Here is a 16,343-nt window from a genome sequence, read left to right as displayed (position 1 = left end):
CCCTCGGCGTTTCGGTCGGCGCTACCCGAACGCCCGTGTGTTGCCGCTGCGGGCCAGAATGAACGCCGCCAGCACGACCAGGATCAGGGCGGTGCTCGCCGGGTCGTAGTGAGAACCCATAATCGGGAACAACATCCAGCTCACATTGTTCATGGCGTGAAAGAGCGAGGCGGAGAAAACCCGCTCACCGCCGCGCACATAGAGCCAGACGATGATCATACGCCGGGCGAGCGTGCCGAGCGCCCACCAGGCGATCCAGTCCCAGCTCCGGTCGACCTGCAACAGCGGGATCACATGCCAGACCACGGACACCAGCCCGATGATCAGACCGGCAACGATCAGACCGTGGGCCTTGACGAGGGGACGGGTGGCGTAGGCGGTCCAGCCGAGCTCCTCCGCCGTGGCCGAGACGAAGAAGAGGGCGAAGAGCGCGACGGTTTGGGTCAGGCCAATCTGCGGCGCGGGCGGCGGCGCGCCGACGGCCACCAGGATTACACCGGACAGGACCATCACCGCCGGCATGGTGCCGAACGCGACCAGCCACACCCATGGCCGCATGCCACGGAAATCGCCGGCCCGGCGGAGAAACGCGGTCAGCTCGGCCGCTCCGCCGGCGCGCCACACCAGCAGCCCGGCCGCGATCGCCGGTGCGACGACCATCAGCGCGCTGACCGGAAGGCCGGGCAGCAGCGCGTCGCCGATCAGAGCACCGAACAGCCAGAACGGTACCGACAACAGAAACAGCAGCCCGAAGAAGACGAATGGGCGGGGGCCGGAGGTCATGACGTCTGTTCTCTGCTGGCGTGCCGCCGAGGTGCTGGTGCGCTTTGGTGAGCGCACCTAAGGACGGCCGGGCCTGGGATCAAGGGGCGCGAGACGTCTTGGCGCTCGGCGATGGCGGCGGGCGTCAGGCGTCCGGGAGAGTGTCGTCAAGCGTGGCGGTCAGCAATGCGCGATGCCGCATCATCCACGCGGCGGCCCGCGTCCGCCACGCCAGTCCCCATAACTCAGTCGTGGCGGTGGTGTCCTCCCGGACATCGCCAGAAATCGCCTGCTCCGCCGCGTCGGCAATCGCGACGTCGATCATGCTCTGAACCAGCTCGGGCGCGAGACGTCTCGCAAGGCCGTAGCCGGTGCAGATCAGCGCGACATGCCTTGCCCGCTGCTCCGGCGCGGCGAGGCCGACGCGCCGACCGACGTCACCGTCATGAAGCTGCGCGTTGAGCCAGCACACCTGTCCGAGTTCCACCAGAGCGTCGACCGGGCCGGCGGTTTCCCAGTCAATCAATGCGACCGGCAAACCATCTCTGGTGACGATGTTCCATGGGGCAAAGTCGCAGTGTCCGATGACCCTTTTGTAGCTACCCAGATCACGACCGAACCATGGCTGCCAGTATGCATCTTGCGGTGGATCGAAGCTCTCGCTGGCATCATGCAGACGACGCAGGAGCCGACCGATCTTGGCGAACGCATCCTCACCCCAGGGGCGAGGGTGGACGAAATCACCTTCAACGTAAGTCAGGGTCTCCCGACCCTCAGTGTCGAAGCCGCTGCCAACCACACGGGGCACCTCGGCGATCCCACAGCTTTCGAGATGGCGCAGAAGGGCCAGAACCGTTGACGACCAGGGACCCGACTGACGGAACACGACCGAACCGCGACGAGAGACCGTGCTCCGGCCGCCGCCCTCCAGCTCTATCTCCTCGTCACTCATGCGATCTGAATACCCCGGCTCACGGGACGCGGATAGACAGCCGACGCTCCAGCCTACCGCTCCATCGCCCCTTTACCGGCGAGGATGCGATCTCGGAACTTTGCAATGCGCGAGACGCGCGTTGCGGATTTCTTGGCGGAATTCAGGTTGATGACGTAACTCTTCTGGCGGCCGGGTGTCAGGTGGTGAAAGGCCGCCGCGAGTTCATCATCCGTATCGAGCGCTGCGATCAGTTCGTCCGGCAACACGATCTCACTCTCGTCCTTCGGCGGTTTGACGCCGGCCTCCGCGTAGCCCATCGCCTCTTTCAGGTAGGACACGAGCGTCGGCTCCATCTCTGCCGGTTGCGCGTTGTCGGTGAAGCGGATCATGTCGGCGTACCGGGTGTTGGCCCCCTGGCGCTCGAGCAGGCCCGCGGGGTCCTTCATCAGCGCCGCGTCGAAGAAGCTGAGGCGAAAGTCGGTGCGAAAGGCTCCGATGATCGCGATGTTGCGCCCCGCATGCACGTAGCAGGGGTGGGCCCATTTCACCGTCTCGGAGAGGCCCGCATCGCGGCAGATTTGACGGAGGGCGCGGAGGCCGTCCGACCATCTTCGGGTCGAGCAATCGGGCGTGTCGAAGCGCTCGCATCGCCCGCATCCTTTGGTGAAGTAGTCCTCGATTTCCGTGATCATCGCCATCGTTGGCCACCGTCGTCTGGCGCGTCGACCATAGCGTGGACCGTCACAGGCGAATACCGGGCGGTCATAGAAACCGTGCTAACCCTAGCTGACAGCAGCGGACTTCGCCGGGGTTGACGCACGCCGAACTGTGTATGTTGCGGCGTTGCCGGTACAGGCCGGCTTGGAGCGACCGTCGAGCGTCAGATGGAACTCGAACGCCACAGATGCCTTCACCAAACCGCTACATTCATTGACGACGATAGCCTTGACGAACCTTGTCGGCATCGTCTCACTCACTATGAACGGGGGAGTTTTCTTCGATGTTTCTGAGGCCGAGACCGAACCTGGTGCTGGGATTGATACTCCTGATCGCAGCCGTCTGGGCGCCGGAGGGTCGTGCCCAGGAGGTCGATCCGTTGCCGTCGTGGAACGACGGTCCGGTCAAGACGTCGATCATAGAATTCGTGGCGCGGGTGACCGACGAGGCCGGCCCAGGCTTCGTTCGGCCCGAGGAGCGCATTGCGACCTTCGACAACGACGGGACGCTCTGGGTCGAGCAGCCGATTTACACCCAGCTCGTCTTTATGGAGGATGAGGCGAAGCGGCTGAGCGCCGCGCATCCGGAATGGCAGGACAATTCGGACATCAAGGCGCTGATGGACGGGAACTTTCAGCACGTGCTTGGACTCGGCCCCGCTGGCTTCGCCGATTTGCTCGCGACCACCCACGCCGGCGAGACGGCCGAAGAATTCGACGCGCGTGTCAACGACTGGATCGATTCAGCAATCCATCCCCGATTCAATCAGCTCTATCTCGATCTGGTTTATCTGCCGCAAATCGAGTTGATGGATTACCTACGCGACAATGACTTCAAGGTCTTCATCGTTTCCGCCGGGTCCATCGCGTTCATGCGAGCCTGGGCCGACGAGACCTATGGGGTCGCGCCGCCGAATGTGGTCGGGACCAATATCGAGACCTCCTTTTCGTTCAGCCAGGACTATGGCGAGATCGTTCGCGAGTCCAAGGCTGGCTTCGTCACCGATGCGGCCGGCAAGGCCGAGGGCATCGATCTGCATATCGGACAGCGGCCGATCTTCGCCTTTGGCAATTCCGGCGGTGACAAGGAAATGCTCGAATACACCCGATCCGGCAGCGGCGACCGCATGGCGCTGATCGTCTACCACGACGACGCGGAGCGCGAATACGCCTATGGGCCGGCCGGCGGCCTGCCGAACACCGGCATCGGCGTTTTCACTCAGGCGCTGATGGACCAGGCGAAGTCCGACGGATGGCATGTCGTATCGATGAAGGAGGACTGGAAGCGCATCTTCGCCTTCGAGGAAGCCGAGTCGACGGCGGGCGACGCCGAATGAGCCAGAGGGATCGACGGAGGTTCAACAAAAAGGGAGACGCATCATGAGATCGTACAAAACCCCGGTTTTTCTGACGGCGGTCCTGGCCGCTGGCCTGGTCAGCGCGCCATCGCTCGGCTCGGAAGCCTATTGCGGCATGTTCGAGCTGATCGGAGACGTGAGATGACTGTCTTATGCATCGGCGGCACCGGCAATGTCGGTCAGGCACTCGTCCCACTGCTGCTTGCGCGCGGCGAGCCCGTCCGGGTGGTCACCCGCGACGAGGCGCGGATCCAATCGCTGCCTGAAGGCGTCGAAGCCTTCGTCGGCGATCTCGACGATCCCGGCATCATCCGCGATGCCCTCGACGGTGTTCGTGCGGTCTACATGGCCTTGGCGATGAGCCCAATGGAGGCCTATCACGGACTGACCTCGGTCAACGTCATGACGTACCGCAAGCCGGAGCATCTCGTTTATCTGTCGAGCGATATCTCGGTCCACGCCCCCTTCATGCCATCGACCGGCTCCAAGGTGGGCATCGAGGCGGCAATCAGGGCCAGCGGCATCCCCTACACCATCATGCGGCCAACCTTTTTCTTCCAGAACGACTATTGGGTGAAGGACGCTATCATGAACGGCGCCTACGCCTTTCCCATCGGTCCGACGCCCGTCGCTCGCGTCGATGTCCGCGATATCGCCGACGTCGCCGTTGCGGCACTCCTTGACGGTAAGGCGATCGACGAAACCGTGTTGCTCTCCTCGCCGGACGCGCCAAACGGCGACGAGACGGCGGCGATTTGGTCCGAAGCCCTCGGTCGGCCAATAGCGCCACCCAGCCAGTGCAGGGACGTATGGGCCAAGATTCAGTCGACGATGCCGCCGTGGCTGGTGTTCGACCTCGATGCCATCAAGCAGCAGTTCGACACCGATGGCCATCCCCTGAATGAGGCGGGTCGGGGCATGCAGGACGCTATCCTCGGGCGGTCCCCGCGACGCTATCGGGACTTTGTCCAGGAGACTGCCAAGCTTTGGCTTGACGAAGCCTCCTGATCCTTGATCCCGATGCCACCAAGAGCAGCGCAAAGCCCGCTACTTCCTGGTCCGCGAGGTTTGGGGGTGTTTGGGCTCGGTCGGTGGTTAGGGGTTCGTCCCCAGGGCGCGGTCACCCGACGGGAGACCGATCCGCGATGACGATGGCTGTTGCGGGAGTCGTCATCTACCGTGGCCAAGGGGATGTATTAGCACCAAGGGAGACGCATCATGAGATCGTACAAGACGCCGGTTTTTCTGACGGCGGTTCTGGCCGCTGGCCTGGTCAGCGCGCCATCGCTCGGCTCGGAAGCCTATTGCGGCACGTTCGAGCTGATCGGCGACGTGAAGACGGTGACCCTGATCGACGTGCCGCCGGAAGGCGACTCGATCGGCGATATTCGGACCGGGATCATGGATTTCATCGACCCGCGCACCGATGACGTTATCAAGCTCCACTACCGCAACAAGATCATCGAAGTCGGTGACGATGATGTTCATAAGTTTGTGGGCGATCACGTCTGGGAGTTCCCCGACGGCGACCTGCTGTTCACCCGCAATCTCTACTACCGAACCAACGACACCAGGCCGCGCGGCATGGCAAGCAAAGCCACGAACGGCATTGTCGGCGGAACCGGCGCCTTCGCCAGGGTGCGCGGCGAGATAACCGGTCCACCAGGCGATGCTCCGGTGCGGCGGTTCGACCTGGACTGCGGCTAGGTTTTCTCCACCAGCGGTACGGTTCGCAGTCCCGGACGCAGGGCCGACGCCGTCCACCCACAGGACGAAACGATCGCCTTTGTCTCGATCGGCGTTGCAACCGCCTTGCGGCGCCGGATGCATTCATGCACTTTTCAAACACTGGGGTGTTGGGGGTCAGGCGAGATGAACCATCGGGTCGGCGTGCGTCGGCTGGCTGTCGGGCTTCGCGCTGTTCGCGTTCGCCGGACTATGGCGCGGCGCGGAACGAGCCGGACCAGGCCGACCACCGCTTCGCGGCCGGGTTTCGCTACTGACCCGGTCCCATCGGTCCGTGCGGACGCGCCGGTTCGCAACGACTTTGCGTTTCTGCAAACCGGCGAGGCCGTTGGGATTGGGCACCGCGGACTGGAGGGAAGACGCTGTTCGACCCCCCTCTGGCTTCGCTACGGCGCGCTGCGCGACGCCAAGCTCCGCCGTCTCCCCCGCAAGGGTGGAAAGGCGGCCGGGTGCCAAGTAGCAGCGTTATCACACATGCCGCTTGATATTATTGCGCTGCCGTTGGACGATGGTGCCATGATCGCCATAACGCGTTTCCAGATAATCGGTTTGCGCCATCTGTCGTGCTCGGAGCGTGGCAGGCGTGGCGCCGCGGGAGTCGCATGAAGGCCGGTGTTATCGGGTTGGGCGCCCGCGCGGCGAACGTCGCCGCGAAACTGCATTCCGCCAGTTCGGACTTGGATTTCGTTGCCTATTGCGACCCGACCCCGGCCGGTCTCTCGGCCCTTGAGGCGGCGACCGGTTCGACCCTGAAAAGCTACGACGATCTCGATCAGATGCTCGCCAGCGAAACGCTGGATTTGCTGATGATCGCGACGCCCAACTACAAGCACATCGATCAGCTCGAAACGGCGCTTCGCAGCGATGTGAAGCACATCTTCTGCGAGAAGCCGGTCGTGATCTCCGAGGCGGAGACCATGCGGCTGATGGGGCTGCTGCGCGACCATGGCGGTCGCGAACGCATCATGGTCGGCCTGGTCCTGCGCTACGCGCCGCTCTACAAGGCCGTGCGCCAAGCCCAGAGCGACGGCGTCCTCGGCGACATCGTCTCCATCGAGGCGAGCGAGCATATCGCGCCCCACCACGGCAGCTTCTTTCACCGCGACTGGCGCCGGCATGCGGCCAAAAGCGGCGGCTTCATGCTGGAGAAATGCTGCCACGACATCGATCTCTATCAGGGGATCGCCGGCGCGCGACCGTCCTATGTGGCGAGCTTCGGCGGACGCAAGGTGTTCGTCCCGGAAAACCAGTCGCTCAGCGCGCGGTTTTCGATCCCCGACACTCCGGGCAAGGTCAGTTCCTTCCGACCCCGATGGGGCGGCAGCGCCGACGATGCCTATACCTCGGACGGCGATATCGTCGACTACCAGACATCGATCGTCGAATACGACAACGGCGTCAATCTCTGTTTCCACACCACGCTCAACGCGCCCGACGAGTTTCGCCGCTTCGCGGTGTTCGGAACGCAGGGCATGGCGGAGGGCGACTTCAACCGCAACTATCTGCGCATTCACGATATCGGCGGCGAACTTCTGGTGGACCGCGGCGATCTCGATCGCGACGGCGCCAGTCACTCACTCTCCGACGAGGAGATGGCGCGGGATGTCGCCGCCTACCTCGCTGACGGCACGCCGCTGCCGGTCACGGTGCTCGATGCGCTGGTTGCCGGGCTGACGGCGATCAAGATGGACGAAGCGCGCCAGTTGCGCTCGGTGGTTGACCTGCGCGACACCTGGCAACAGTTCGACAGCTATGGGCTGAGTTAATGAGTCGAAACAAGCGGCGAGGAAGGATGGTGGACGGAGACGCAGTGCGTTCTTCGAGGCTCGGGCTCTCGCCCTCGCACCTCAGAATGAGGCCGTTGTTGTGAGCGTCCAGTGCGCCTTCCGGATCGATCGCAAAGAACTCGGCCAACCGCATCCTGGGAGCCTCCACTTCGACCTCATCCTGAGGTGCGCGCGGCACGCGCGCCTCGAAGGACGCAAGAGGTTTCAAGCGCGCTCACCAAGTCAAACCTTCCTCTCCCCAAGGAGAAGCGAGGACGGTGCTTCCACGATCGGCTTCATCGATTCGGTCGAGCCTACAACGGCCTTGATACTCGTGGCGAGGCGGTAGCAGCCCCATGGCGGTCACGGCACGGAAAATCGACTATTTCCCGTACTTCCTGCTGGTGCCGGCGGGTGTGGTGACGCTGGCGATCGTCGCGTGGCCGCTGGTCGAAACCTTCCGGCTGTCGTTCACCAACTCCACGCTGAGCCCGGTCGAGGAGTATGTCGGGTTCGAGAACTACGAACGGATGTTCTCGCGCGGCTTTCCCGAGGTAATCGCCCGAACCTTCTATTGGATGGCGCTGTCGGTCGGCCTCAAGATCATCATCGGAACGCTCGGCGCCGTTCTGCTCAATGCCGCCGTTCCCGGGCGGAGCCTGTTCCGCGTCCTGGTGATGCCGCCGTGGGTGGTGCCGATCGCGATCGGCGTCTTCATCTGGACGTGGATGTATAACGGGCAGTTCGGGATGATCTCCGGGCTGCTTCAGCGTTTCGATCTGATCTCCGCGCCGCTGGAATTTCTGGCGTTCCGGGACACCGCCTTCATGGCGACGGTGGTCACTGACGTGTGGATCGGCACGCCGCTGGTGACGCTCTACCTGCTGGCGGCCATGCAGGGGATTCCCAACGACCTGCACGAAGCCGCCTGGGTGGACGGCGCCTCGCGCTTCTATCGTTTCCGCCGCATCACGCTGCCGCTGATCATGCCGGCGATCGCGACCATGTCGCTGCTCTCGGCAATTTGGACCTTCAACTCCTTCGACATCATCTGGATCCTGACCGAGGGCGGGCCGCGCGGCGCGACGACGACCATGATCATCGACACCTACAAGACGGCGATCAGTCGCTTCAAATATGGCGAAGGTGCCGCGCGAGCGGTCATGATCGTCCTGTTCCTCTCCCTGTTCTCGGGGTTCTATTTCGTGATGATCTCGCGGATCGGCAAACGGGCGCTGGTCAATGATAAATAAATACCGCTGGTGGGAATACGTCCTGATCTACGCCGGCATCGCCGTGTTCCTGGTGTTCGTTCTCGCGCCCTTCGTCGAGGCGTTCGTGGTCTCGATGCGGCCGATCGATGGCCTGTTTTCAATCCCCTATCGGTTCATCACCGAGAACATGAGCTTCGCCGCCTATGTCGACATGTGGGAGAACGTGCCGCTGCTGTGGCGCTACATGATCAACAGCTTCTTCATCGCCTGCTCGGTGACGCTGATCGTGCTGATCGTGGTGATCCCCGCCGCCTACGCCTTCGCGCGGTTCGAGTTCAAGGGTCGCAACGGATTGCTGGGTGCTTTCCTCGCCATCAACATGGTGAGCGGCGCCGTGCTGATCATCCCGCTGTTCAAGCTGATGCTGGCGGTCGGCCTGCTCAACACCTATGCGGCGATGATCATCCCGGGTGCTGCGTTCGCGATCCCGACCGGCATCTGGTTGCTGCGCTCTTATCTCCTGCGGATTCCGAAGGAGCTCGAAGAGGCAGCCTGGGCGGATGGCGCCGATCGCATCTACACCCTGCGGCGGGTGATCATTCCAATCGCGCTTCCGGGCATCGTGGTGGTTGCGATCGCCACGTTCATCACGGCTTACGCCCAGCAGTTCCTGTTCGCTCTGACATTCAACTCGACCAACGAGTTGAACCCGCTTCCCGTTGGCTTGTTCCAGTTCTTCGGTCGCCAGACCGTCGTGTGGAACGAGCTGATGGCCGCAAGTCTGGTCGGCATCCTGCCAGTGCTGATCGTGTACGTCTTTCTCCAGCGATACATCGTCGCCGGCCTCACCGCCGGGGCGGTCAAGGAGTGAGAGATCCGTCTGGTGGCAGAAAGCAAGGGAGATGATTCATGAAGGTTCTTTCGTTGCTATTGGGAAGTGCGTTAGCACTCGGCGCCGCAAGTGTGGCCAGCGCCGACGATACGCGCCTCCACATGATCAACTGCGGAGACAACTCCGATGAGGACGCGGCCGTGCAGGCCAGGTTGGTAGGCGAATGGGAAGCCGCCAATCCGGGCTTCAAGGTCGACGTCGAGTATGTGCCTTGGGGCCAGTGCCAGGAGAAATCGACGACGCTGGCTTCGGCCGGTAACGCGCCGGCCATCGCCTATCTCGGGTCACGAACCCTGAAGCAGTTGGCCCAGAACGATCTCATCATTCCGATCGATCTGACCGATGAGGAAAAGGCGACTTACGCGCCGCCGGTTCTCGGTACGGTAACCGCCAACGGCATGGTGTGGGGCTCGCCGCGTGCCTTCTCGACCAAGGCGCTTTACTGGAACAAGGACCTGTTCGAGGCAGCCGGCCTCGATCCGGAGACGCCGCCCAAGACCTGGGACGAGATGTTCACCTTCGCCCAGACGATCAAGGACAACACCGAAGCCGACGGTTTCGGTCTTGCCGCCGCATCGTTCGACAACACGATGCACCAGTTTCTCAACTACGTGTACACCAACGGCGGTGCGGTGATCGACGACAATGGCGAGATCGTTTTCAATTCGCCGAACAACGTCGGGGCATTGGAATTCTATGGCAAGCTGGTTGACGTCTCGCAGCCGGGACCGATCGCCTATGACCGTGCCAAGCTTCGCCCGCTGTTCACCGAGGGGCAGATCGGCATGTTCATCTCCGGTCCTTGGGAGAGGAACCTGGTCGGCGATGTGAACTGGGGTGTCGCGCCAATCCCGGTCGGCCCGATGGGTGGTCCCGGTACTCTGCTGATCACCGACTCGCTGGCCGTGTTCAAGAACACCGGTGTCGAAGATCAGGCGCTGTCGCTGGCCAAGTGGCTGACCAGCCCGGACAATCAGCTTGAGTTCGAGATTGCCGGCGGCCTGACGCCGCTGCGCGACCTGCCGGGCGTTCAGGCGCTGCGCGACGAGGACCCGACCTGGTCGGCCTTCCTCGACGCCATTCCGACTGGCGGTCCGGAGCCGTTCGTGACCGACTATGTCGGCCTGCAGGACGTGATCAACGAAGCGGTCCAGGGCGTCGTTCTCGGTGAAGTCGAGCCGGCCGAGGCGGTCGAGTACGCCGCCGAGCAGCTCGAAGACTTCAAGTAAGACAAACCGTGTCGGGTCCCGGTTGTCCGGGGCCCGACGTTTCTCCGGGGGTATCACCATGGGTCGCCTCAACCTGATCGACGTCACCAAGAGCTTTGGGGCCGTGGAGGTCATCAAGGGCGTTTCCCTGGATGTCGAGCACGGTGCGTTCGTGGTGTTCGTCGGCCCGTCCGGATGCGGCAAGTCGACCTTGCTCAGGATGATTGCCGGGCTCGAGGAGATCACCTCGGGCGAGGCCAGGATCGACGACCGGGTGGTCAACGATCTGCCGCCGGTCAAGCGCGGCATCGCGATGGTGTTCCAGTCGTATGCGCTCTATCCGCATATGAGCGTGTTCGAAAACATCGCGTTTCCGCTTCGGGTCGAACGCCGGCCGGAGAACGAGATCAAGGAAAGGGTGGGGCGGGCTTCAGCCATCCTGCAGCTCGACGAACGGCTGAAATACCGCCCCGGGCAACTGTCGGGCGGACAGCGGCAGCGGGTCGCCATCGGCCGCGCGATCGTGCGGGAGCCGTCGGTGTTTCTGTTCGACGAGCCGCTCTCCAACCTCGATGCGGCGCTGCGCGCCGAGATGCGCGTCGAACTCGCCAAGCTCCACAACAGTCTCGACGCGACGATGGTCTACGTCACCCACGATCAGGTTGAGGCGATGACCATGGCGGACCGGATCGTCGTTCTCGACGCCGGACTGATCTCGCAGGCGGGAACGCCGCTGGAGCTCTACCACAAGCCGCAAAACCTGTTCGTGGCCGGGTTCATCGGAAATCCCCGGATGAACTTCATTCACGTGACCGGCAAGGCGTCGTCGGTCGATGGGGTGACCGTGACGTTGCCGAACGGCGCCGACCTGACGCTGCCGGTGGAACCCCGCGGCGATGTGACGGGGCAGACACTGACCCTGGGCATCCGCCCGGAGGACATTCGCACCAGCGGCGGCGACGTGTCGCTGGCGGCGACGCCGACGGTGATCGAACGGCTCGGCATCCATACCGTCGCCTACGCCAACATCGAGGGCAGCGACAACATCTTCTGCAGCCTGCTCGCGGGGGTGACCTCGGCTGAGGTCGGCAAGCCAATCGATCTCACCATCGCAGCAGCCGATTGCCATCTGTTCGATTCCAACGGCCAGGCGTTCGAACGCCGCGTGGCGATGTCCGCCATCGATCCGACGCTGCTGGCGCATTCGGGAAAAGCGTAGGTTAGGTGCTGGACGGTTTTGACAGTTTGAAGCGGCGTCGCGGTGGCTCGCCTTCCTCGATGCGGGGGAGGGCAGGTTTGCCTTGGCGAGGAGACGAGCCTAGGCAAACCGGGTGAGGGAGGGTGAGAGCCTTGATAAACACCGGCTACCGTGAACACCCCTCACCAAGCTCGGCTAAGTCGGCTTCGCCGGCAAGCCTCGCTATCCTCTCCCACAAGGGGAGAGGAAACACCTCACTCACTCCCGCGAAAGCGGGAATTGATCCGAGCAGTGCTGACGCGCCCTTCGCGGCCAACGCCGATTTCCCTCCCCCCGTGCGGGGGAGGGTTAGGGAGGGGGGTAGCGGCGCATCCGTTGGCGACCACATCGGGCGTCGATCGCCAAGCGGGTTAGCGCAGGATCACCCCCCTCTGGCTCCGCTAAGGATCGCTTCGCGACCCAAGCTCCGCCGTCTCCCCCGCAAGGGGGGAGAGGGGCGTTTGCACGCTGCGAAGACTTTCACGAAGGGGGAGAGGGATCGCGACGTCTGTCTTGCCTTGATCAGCGCAACCAACGCATCACATCCAGAATCTTAGTGGGTCGGCCACCTACCGATCCTGAACAAACCTCCGAGGCAACAGCAATGACAGCCGACTTTCGTCTTGACGCGCGCTACACCCCCAAGGGTGGCGGCGACCCCGGTACGATGACACTGGAGTTGACCAACCTGTCGTCAGCGCCATTGTCTGACTTCGTGCTCGCCTATTCCGCGATGACGCGGGTTGCCGACGGCGGGCTGATCGAGGGCGGCCGGCTCAATCGGCGGGTCGCCAACTTCCACGAGATCGCGCCCGTACCGGAGTTGACCGTCCGGCCCGGCGAGACCTGGACGCTGGCGCTGAGCGGCTTGACCCACGCGCCGCGGCATCGCACCGACGGGCCGAAGTCCGCCTATCTGGTCCTCGGCGACGGCAGCACCATCGACGTGGCGGTCGGCGATCTACTGCTTGAGGCCGGCGACGACAGCGGCGCGCTGAAACAGGTGCCGCCGGGACAGGTCGATGTGCCGATCGCGGTGACCCCATGGCCGCGCACGGTCGACGTTGAGGTCGCCCCGGGACGGCCCGCGCCGCTCGCCGTGGCGGCCGGGACCGCGATCGACGATAGCCGGGCGGTGTCGCGGATCGCGGAACTCGCCAATCGGCTCTTCCCGGTCGCGGAGCGACCGTTCGTGCTGCATGAATCGTCCGCGACACGGTCCCTGACCCTCGGGCAAAATCCGGCACTGCCCGCAGACGGTTACGCGATTGCCTTCGCGCCCGACAGCGTGACCTTGGAGTGCGGCGGGGCGGCCGGCCGGGACTACGGCCTGATCACCCTGGCGCACATCTTTGCGGGCGCGGCCGCCGACCCCGACCGTTTCGGGTTCCCGACCGGCGGGACCATCACGGACGCGCCCCGGTTCGCCTGGCGCGGCTCACACCTCGACGTCTCGCGACACTTCTACCCGACCGATATGGTGCGCCGGTTCATCGACATCCTCGCCTGGCTGAAGATGAACGTGCTGCAGTGGCACCTGACCGACGACGAGGGCTGGCGCCTGGAGATCAAGGCACTGCCCGAGCTGACGTCAGTGGGAGCGTTGCGCGGTGCCGACTGCCTGATGGTGCCGCAACTGGGAAGCGGCGCGACCACGTATGGCGGCCACTACAGCCAGGACGAAGTGCGCGATCTCGTCGCCCACGCGTCGGCGCTCCATGTCGAGATCGTGCCCGAGATCGATTTGCCCGGGCACTGCCATGCGGTGCTCGAGGCGCTGCCGCATCTGCGCGATCCCGACGAGCCGTCCGCCTCCTATCACTCGATCCAGGGCTACCCCAACAACGCCCTCAATCCGGCGCTGCCGGCAACCTATGACTTCGTCCAGACGGTGATGGGCGAGGTCGCGACACTGTTTCCGTCACTACACATCCACATCGGCGGTGATGAGGTGGACGAAAGCGCCTGGCTGGCCTCGCCAGCCGCGCGCGACATGATGGAGCGCGAAGGCCTGAAATCCACCGGCGATCTGCACCGGTATTTCTCCCACCGGGTACGAGAGATGATCCTTGGCCTCGGCAAGCAGATGGCGGCCTGGGACGAGGTCGGCGACGAAGGGGAGATCCCGCGCGACACGCTGCTGGTCGCCTGGCGCGAGCGCGAGAAGGTCGGGGCGCTGATCGAAGCCGGCTATGAGGTCGTCGCCAGCCCCGGCCAGCGCTTCTACATGGACATGGTGCAGGCGTCGGGCTGGTCCGAGCCGGGGGCGAGCTGGGCGGGCGTCTCGACGCCGGAGGATTGCTACGCCTACGAGCCGACCGACGGGCTGCCGCAGGATGCCGAGGGCCGACTGATCGGCGTGCAAGCTGGAATCTGGTCGGAGCACCTGATCTCGCCGGCGCAGTTCAACCACATGGTGTTCCCGCGGCTTGGATCGGTGGCCGAAGCCGGCTGGTCCGATCCGGCATCAAAGGACTGGCAACGGTTCGCCGCCCTTTCACGCTTCCTGCCGGAGCTTTGAGCGACGTGACCCATCGTATTGCCCTTGGCGGCATCCATACCGAATGCAGCACCTATTCGCCGCAGATCATGCGGCGTGAGGATTTCATCGTGGTGCGCGGCGACGACCTCAGCGCCACGGTCGGCGAACCGCCGGACGGTGTCGACATCATCCCCTTGTTCTGGGCGTCCGCCGTGCCCGGCGGTCCCGTCGCGGCCGACGTCTACCAAGCGTTCAAGACGGAATTCCTGAACGAACTGTCAGCCGCGATGCCGCTCGACGGGGTCTGTCTGCTGATGCACGGGGCGGTACACGTCGAGGGGATGGATGACGCCGAGGCCGACTGGATCGGCGCCGTCCGCGAGATCGTCGGCGATGCCTGCCCGATCGCGGTTTCCTACGATCTGCACGGCAATGTGTCGCAACCGATCATCGACGCGATCGACATCTTCGCGGCTTACCGGACGGCGCCCCATATCGACGTCACCGAAACGTACCGTCGGGCGTTTTCAATGTTGACGGCGTGCCTCACCGGCGGGTTCCGGCCGGGCGTCGCCTGGGCGCCGATCCCGGTGCTGCTCCCCGGCGAGCGGACCAGCACCGAACAGGATCCCGCGAAATCGCTCTATGCGAGATTGCCGTCGGTCGGACAGCGTCCGGGCGTTCGCGATGCCAACCTGATGGTCGGATATGTCTGGGCGGACGTGCCCCGCGCCACCGCCGCTGCCGTGGTGACCGGGACGGAGGCCGAGGCGTCCCTGGCCGCCGCCGGCGACCTCGCCGAGGCGTATTGGAGCGCGCGCGCGGCGTTCGACTTCGGCGTCGAGACGGGCCCGGTCACGGCGATGCTCGACGCGGCGGAGCGGGCGACGACACGGCCGGTCATCCTCGCCGACAGCGGCGACAATCCCACTGGCGGCGGCGTCGGCGACCGGACCGACGTCCTGGCGGCGCTGCTCGATCGAGGCTTCGACGACGTGCTGGTCGCAGGCATCGCCGACCCACCGGCGACCCTTGCCGCCGCAGCCGCCGGCGAGGGGGCGAGGCTGGACCTGACCTTCGGCGGTGCGCTGGGTAGCGCTTGCCAACCGATCACCCGGACTGTGGACGTGGTGCGCGTGCTCGGCAGCGCCGAGACCCGGGACCTCCTGGCCGTGGTCCGCACCGGCCCCGTCCGGGTGGTGTTGACCTATGCGCGACGGCCGTTTCACGACCTCGCCGATTTCGCGGCCTTCGGCGAGGACGTAACCAGCCTTCAGGTGCTGTTGGTGAAGTCGGGCTACCTGTCGCCGGAGCTTGCGCCGATCGCCAATCCGGCACTGATGGCCCTCAGCGACGGGGCAGTGAATCAGGACATCGTCAGCCTCAGCAATCAGCGCCGCCCGACGCCGACCTTTCCCTTCCAGCCGGACTTCGACTGGCAACCGAACCCACGGCTGTCGCGCCGCTTTCCGGTGTGACGATCGGGTTGGGGGTCGGCTTCACCAGCCACCGCTCATTCCCGCGGAGGCGGGAATCCTGAGCAGTCGTGTTGGTGTGATCCAAAAGACTGGGTCCCCACCCCCCGATCGGGTCGGGGGCAGGCTGCGTGGGGACGAGTGGTTAGGATTTTGCGCTGGGGAACTTCGGATCGCGTGACGTTGCGACCCCCCCTCTGGCTCCGCTAGGCGCGCTTCGCGAGGCCAAGCTTTGCCGTCTGGAGCGCATTTGGATTCAAGCGACGCAGGTGTCTACCAGTGGAGAGAGAGGTGGTTCGTTGCGAGACAGGCGGGGGGAGGCCGAGCCGGCGTGAGGCGCTGCTTCGTCCGTGCCGTTCAGAGCGGGTCGGAAAAAAACACGAATTCCGCTCCGTCGTGCAAACAATGACTAGGCGCGAACCTCCCCCCTTTGGACCATGTCCGGCCGCGTCTCCTTTTGGAGCGGGCCGCGGGCCTGCCTAAGTTTGTCGCCTCCCATGGGTGCCTTAATGGCCTTTCCTGGCGACCTGCCGCCCATGCCCCGTGGCTTCGC

The 16,343-nt window shown here is 64.3% G+C and carries 14 protein-coding genes; 11 read left to right on the top strand and 3 right to left on the bottom strand.

The window, feature by feature from the left end; all coding sequences use genetic code 11:
* Window positions 1-21: 21 nt before the first annotated feature.
* The 3 genes from ACO076_RS18760 to ACO076_RS18750 form a co-directional block, all read right to left on the bottom strand.
* Window positions 22-783 (bottom strand): type II CAAX prenyl endopeptidase Rce1 family protein, encoded by a 762-nt coding sequence (locus tag ACO076_RS18760; RefSeq protein WP_421724337.1) that lies wholly within the window; start codon window positions 781-783, stop codon window positions 22-24.
* A 124-nt stretch (window positions 784-907) separates the two neighbouring features.
* Entirely contained in the window at window positions 908-1,714 is an 807-nt protein-coding gene (locus ACO076_RS18755) for a phosphotransferase (protein ID WP_421724336.1), read from the bottom strand.
* A gap of 53 nt (window positions 1,715-1,767) precedes the next feature.
* A complete protein-coding gene (locus ACO076_RS18750; RefSeq protein WP_421726776.1) occupies window positions 1,768-2,388 on the bottom strand; it encodes a YdeI/OmpD-associated family protein in 621 nt (206 codons plus the stop codon).
* Window positions 2,389-2,696: 308 nt separating this feature from the next.
* Between ACO076_RS18750 and ACO076_RS18745 the strand changes: the two genes are divergently transcribed.
* The 11 genes from ACO076_RS18745 to ACO076_RS18695 all read left to right on the top strand — a co-directional run bounded on the left by ACO076_RS18745 (window position 2,697) and on the right by ACO076_RS18695 (window position 15,793).
* Window positions 2,697-3,749: an HAD family hydrolase gene (locus ACO076_RS18745; RefSeq protein ID WP_421724335.1), complete on the top strand. Its 1,053-nt coding sequence runs from the start codon at window positions 2,697-2,699 to the stop codon at window positions 3,747-3,749.
* Between the two features lie 43 nt (window positions 3,750-3,792).
* Window positions 3,793-3,915 (top strand): hypothetical protein, encoded by a 123-nt coding sequence (locus ACO076_RS18740; protein WP_421724334.1) that lies wholly within the window; start codon window positions 3,793-3,795, stop codon window positions 3,913-3,915.
* Complete coding sequence (locus tag ACO076_RS18735; RefSeq protein WP_421724333.1) at window positions 3,912-4,778, top strand: SDR family oxidoreductase; 867 nt, start codon at window positions 3,912-3,914, stop codon at window positions 4,776-4,778. The genes ACO076_RS18740 and ACO076_RS18735 overlap by 4 nt, the downstream gene beginning before the upstream one ends.
* 210 nt (window positions 4,779-4,988) lie before the next feature.
* The gene (locus tag ACO076_RS18730) at window positions 4,989-5,477 is read left to right on the top strand and encodes a hypothetical protein (RefSeq protein WP_421724332.1); all 489 of its coding nucleotides are present in this window, start codon (window positions 4,989-4,991) and stop codon (window positions 5,475-5,477) included.
* 641 nt (window positions 5,478-6,118) lie between these two features.
* Complete coding sequence (locus ACO076_RS18725) at window positions 6,119-7,282, top strand: Gfo/Idh/MocA family protein (protein WP_421724331.1); 1,164 nt, start codon at window positions 6,119-6,121, stop codon at window positions 7,280-7,282.
* Between the two features lie 356 nt (window positions 7,283-7,638).
* Window positions 7,639-8,535, top strand: a complete 897-nt coding sequence (locus tag ACO076_RS18720) for a carbohydrate ABC transporter permease (RefSeq protein ID WP_421724330.1) — start codon at window positions 7,639-7,641, stop codon at window positions 8,533-8,535.
* Window positions 8,525-9,367, top strand: coding sequence for a carbohydrate ABC transporter permease (locus tag ACO076_RS18715; RefSeq protein WP_421724329.1), 843 nt, complete (start codon window positions 8,525-8,527; stop codon window positions 9,365-9,367). The genes ACO076_RS18720 and ACO076_RS18715 overlap by 11 nt, the downstream gene beginning before the upstream one ends.
* Window positions 9,368-9,405: 38 nt before the next feature.
* Window positions 9,406-10,617, top strand: a complete 1,212-nt coding sequence (locus tag ACO076_RS18710; protein WP_421724328.1) for an ABC transporter substrate-binding protein — start codon at window positions 9,406-9,408, stop codon at window positions 10,615-10,617.
* 58 nt (window positions 10,618-10,675) lie between these two features.
* On the top strand, window positions 10,676-11,815 hold the full coding sequence (locus ACO076_RS18705) for an ABC transporter ATP-binding protein (RefSeq protein ID WP_421724327.1): 1,140 nt from the start codon (window positions 10,676-10,678) through the stop codon (window positions 11,813-11,815).
* Between the two features lie 622 nt (window positions 11,816-12,437).
* Window positions 12,438-14,354: a beta-N-acetylhexosaminidase gene (locus ACO076_RS18700; protein WP_421724326.1), complete on the top strand. Its 1,917-nt coding sequence runs from the start codon at window positions 12,438-12,440 to the stop codon at window positions 14,352-14,354.
* A 5-nt stretch (window positions 14,355-14,359) separates the two neighbouring features.
* A complete protein-coding gene (locus ACO076_RS18695) occupies window positions 14,360-15,793 on the top strand; it encodes a M81 family metallopeptidase (protein WP_421724325.1) in 1,434 nt (477 codons plus the stop codon).
* Window positions 15,794-16,343: the final 550 nt, after the last annotated feature.

Source organism: Bauldia sp. (assembly GCF_965232525.1).
Taxonomy (GTDB): Bacteria; Pseudomonadota; Alphaproteobacteria; order Rhizobiales; family Kaistiaceae; genus Bauldia.
Note: the sequence above shows the minus strand (reverse complement) of the source record. Positions and strands in the feature narration are given on the sequence as shown.